Source organism: Moorena sp. SIO2C4 (assembly GCF_010672485.1).
GTDB classification, from domain to species: domain Bacteria; phylum Cyanobacteriota; class Cyanobacteriia; order Cyanobacteriales; family Coleofasciculaceae; genus Moorena; species Moorena producens.
In genome coordinates this window covers 1-2,839 of record NZ_JAAHGN010000992.1, presented here as the reverse complement: position 1 = coordinate 2,839, position 2,839 = coordinate 1, and the positions used below count along the sequence as shown (strand labels likewise).

Sequence of the window (2,839 nt, the reverse complement as noted above, 5' to 3'; positions counted from 1 at the left end):
ACTCCGTCTACCCTAATTTAATAAACCTGGTGGATATTGCAGTCTCTCCCTGCTGATTCGCACTTGTCTTGCACTCCTTCAGACATATCAGACTATTTAGAGGGCACTACATTCTATTGTAGATTATAGCAATTCTACAACTTGTGAGGTACAAATTTCTGGGTTTTAGGGAGCAGCAATGCAGCGCGGTCTTGGGGAGGCAGCGCCGCCAAAGGCGGTCTCCCCCATGAGCGACTGCCGTGGTTTCCCCCACTCGCGCTTTGCATCAAGACGGGAGCAGGGAGCAGGGAGCAGCTAAGATGAAAATCGGAAGTGGGAAAAACTAATGTGTACCTCACAACTGCAAGAAACGCTATATTTGATTATTTATTGATGGAGTCGCTGATGAATGTTACTAGGTACTATGGATAAAAGTGCTCTGTCAATTCCTTTTGCTTAAAGGAGATAAAGCTAATCCCAGGATCCTCTGTGCCTAGAGGGTTTACCCACAAGGAAGTGAACAAGAGCAACTTTACAATCTAGATGCCAAATTTAAAAATGGGAGATGAATTACTGAAAAATGTTATTTGGGTTGGACCTTCAAAAAAGGAACTTTTAGGGTTTCCTGAAGATGTTATCGATGAAGTTGGTTACATTCTCTATCGGGTTTCAAAAAACCAAAATAATCCTCATATTAAACCTTTGAAATAATTAAATGGAGTGTTTGAAATTGTCAGCGATTATAAAACAGATACTTACAGAACAGTATATGCTGTAAAACTTGGGAATACTATTTATGTTCTCCACGCCTTTAAAAAAAAGTCAAAGACAGGTATTAAAACTCCAAAGCAGACTATGGATTTAATTAAAGAACGCCTAAAACAAGCACAAGATATTGCCAAACAACAAGATTAATAGCACCAAGGATAAAATAATGCCAGATTATACTGTAAGCTCAGGTAACATTTTTGCTGATTTAGGATTTATTAATGCTGAAGAAAAGTTGGCTAAGGTTAAACTAGCTTCACTCATTTTCGATATTATTGATGAAAGGCAGTTGGCTGATTCAGATGTGGCTATGATTTTTAAAATTGATCCTCTTCAAGTCATGGATTTAAAAAATGGTCGCTTGCAAGGGTTTTCCTTGGAAAAACTGTTATTTTTTTTGGTAGCATTAGGTCAAACTATTGAAATTAGCGTCAGTCCAAAACCCGAAACTGTATCTAGTGGGAAGATACAAGTAATCCGTCAATCTTATGCTTGAATATAACCCTTCAAGGGGTAAGTGACTGTTGGGCTACCGACTCCTGACTCCCGACTTCCTAAAAAAAATCGGTCAAGTTTGGTTAAGCCCAATTCTTGACCGCATTGAATTTTTCAATATGTCAGAAGTACAACTAAGCTGTACTTCTGACATAATAACTCCAAATTGACTATTACGTTGTTGTTGAATTAGTCAGCAACTGCTGGAAACCAACAACATCCCAACTCATACTGCTTCATCCTGCTTCACAAAACAACCTTCACGATTCCTGTTGGCCAGGGATTTTCATCCCTGGCAAATTCCTATCCTAGTCTACGTTGAAATATCGAATCAAAAAGGTCATCACCTGACCAGGCTTTCCGGTAGGCTCCAGAGTGCTCCATTCGTCGGGGTGTGCATACTTAAGGGCATACACGGCATTAATGCTGTTGCGAACCTGTTCAGGAGTACCGACCAAGACGTGCTTGGCTTTTTTGCACTTACGGCATTGGTCACCAGAATTTTCTGGGCAATTAGGATTGTTGAGATTGTGATCTGAGTTGGGGTTAATGTTGTTAGTCATTTGGAGTTTTGTGTTTGAACTGTGTATAATATTAATATATTAATTTATTGACTAAATATCAAGGGGTTTGGGAATTTTTTTTTATTAGGAAATGGGGAATTTAGAATTTAGAATTTAGAATTTAGAATTGAGAATTGAGAATTGAGAATTGGGAATAGATTAATCGTAGGGTGGGCAGTGGAGCAGACGGATACTATCAACTTGTAATCGGTTTTATCGGCACTGCCCACCGACATAAAATTAACTAGAAAATAGGAGTTATTTGTTTAGCTTTTTAATAAAATTAATGGTCTGGTGGGCAGTGCATCATACCAATTTAAACGCTGACAATTGGTTTGCTAAGCACTGCCCACCCTACATCTATTACTTTTGCCTTAATAAGCACTACCCACCCTACATCTTTTGCTGGTCTGGTGGGCAGTGCATCATACCAATTTAAACGCTGACAATTGGTTTGCTAAGCACTGCCCACCCTACATCTATTACTTTTGCCTTAATAACCACTGCCCACCCTACATCTTTTGCTGGTCTGGTGGGCAGTGCATCATACCAATTTAAACGCTGACAATTGGTTTGATAAGCACTGCCCACCCTACATCTATTACTTTTGCCTTAATAACCACTGCCCACCCTACATCTTTTGCTGGTCTGGTGGGCAGTGCATCATACCAATTTAAACGCTGACAATTGGTTTGCTAAGCACTGCCCACCCTACATCTATTACTTTTGCCTTAATAACCACTACCCACCCTACATCTTTTGCTGGTCTGGTGGGCAGTGCATCATACCAATTTAAACGCTGACAATTGGTTTGATAAGCACTGCCCACCCTACATCTGCTTAATATACACTGCCCACCCTACATCTTTTGCTGGTCTGGTGGGCAGTGCATCATACTCATTGAAAAGCTGACAATTGGTTTGCTAAGCACTGCCCACCCTACATCTATTACTTTTGCCTTAATAAGCACTACCCACCCTACATCTTTTGCTGGTCTGGTGGGCAGTGCATCATACCAATTTAAACGCTGACAA

The 2,839-nt window shown here is 40.2% G+C and carries 3 protein-coding genes and 1 pseudogene; 2 read left to right on the top strand and 2 right to left on the bottom strand.

Features of this window, described 5'->3' with window-relative positions:
- Window positions 1-134 precede the first annotated feature (134 nt).
- Entirely contained in the window at window positions 135-338 is a 204-nt protein-coding gene (locus F6K20_RS32580; RefSeq protein WP_287297531.1) for a hypothetical protein, read from the bottom strand.
- Between the two features lie 199 nt (window positions 339-537).
- Here F6K20_RS32580 and F6K20_RS40950 point away from each other — a divergent pair.
- Both F6K20_RS40950 and F6K20_RS32565 read left to right on the top strand, forming a co-directional pair.
- A pseudogene (locus F6K20_RS40950) lies at window positions 538-894 on the top strand (type II toxin-antitoxin system RelE/ParE family toxin).
- 19 nt (window positions 895-913) lie between these two features.
- Window positions 914-1,243: a helix-turn-helix domain-containing protein gene (locus tag F6K20_RS32565; RefSeq protein WP_008182726.1), complete on the top strand. Its 330-nt coding sequence runs from the start codon at window positions 914-916 to the stop codon at window positions 1,241-1,243.
- 307 nt (window positions 1,244-1,550) lie between these two features.
- Here the strand turns inward: F6K20_RS32565 and F6K20_RS32560 are convergent, their stop codons facing one another.
- Window positions 1,551-1,805 (bottom strand): hypothetical protein, encoded by a 255-nt coding sequence (locus F6K20_RS32560; protein WP_287255316.1) that lies wholly within the window; start codon window positions 1,803-1,805, stop codon window positions 1,551-1,553.
- Window positions 1,806-2,839: the final 1,034 nt, after the last annotated feature.